The 545-nt window shown below is 42.9% G+C and carries 1 protein-coding gene and 1 pseudogene; both read left to right on the top strand.

The window, feature by feature from the left end; genetic code table 11:
- On the top strand, positions 1–291 hold a 291-nt coding region (tsaE, locus tag ACS8FC_RS20245; RefSeq protein ID WP_439298102.1), incomplete at its 5' end, for a tRNA (adenosine(37)-N6)-threonylcarbamoyltransferase complex ATPase subunit type 1 TsaE.
- Between the two features lie 70 nt (positions 292–361).
- Positions 362–545, top strand: a pseudogene (locus tag ACS8FC_RS20250) (DNA mismatch repair endonuclease MutL); the annotation flags it as partial.

Here is a 545-nt window from a genome sequence, read left to right on the forward strand (position 1 = left end):
GAACAAAGCAATGGCACGACTAAGCCCGTCTATCATGCAGACCTATACCGTCTCCAAGATCCAGAAGAGCTTTCTTTTATTGGCTTTGATGAGTATTTAGATGAGCCTGAAGCGCTGGTTATCATTGAATGGGCGAGCCGTGCCGATGATTATCTACCGATGCCAACTTTGTTTATCGATATTACGCAAGTTGAAAGCGACGATAAAGGTAATGAAGCACGCCAAGTGCAATTAAGAGTATCAAAAGCAGGCCAAGCGCAAGGTCTGGATTTAACAAGCTTCAGTATTTAAATCCCATCGAATATGACTTTACATTTAAATCCCATCAAATATGACTTTACTAAAAATATGACATCTATCAATGCCAGATAACCACCACAACACCCGCATCAAAAAACTATCACCGCTGCTCATTAATCAACTAGCAGCAGGTGAGGTCGTGACGCGTCCAGCAGCGGTCGTCAAAGAGCTGCTTGAAAATGCCATTGATGCAGGTGCTACCAGTATTGAGATACGTATTACTCAAGGTGGTATGGGCATGATTG

The sequence above is a fragment of the Psychrobacter sp. 1Y4 genome (genome assembly GCF_051847555.1).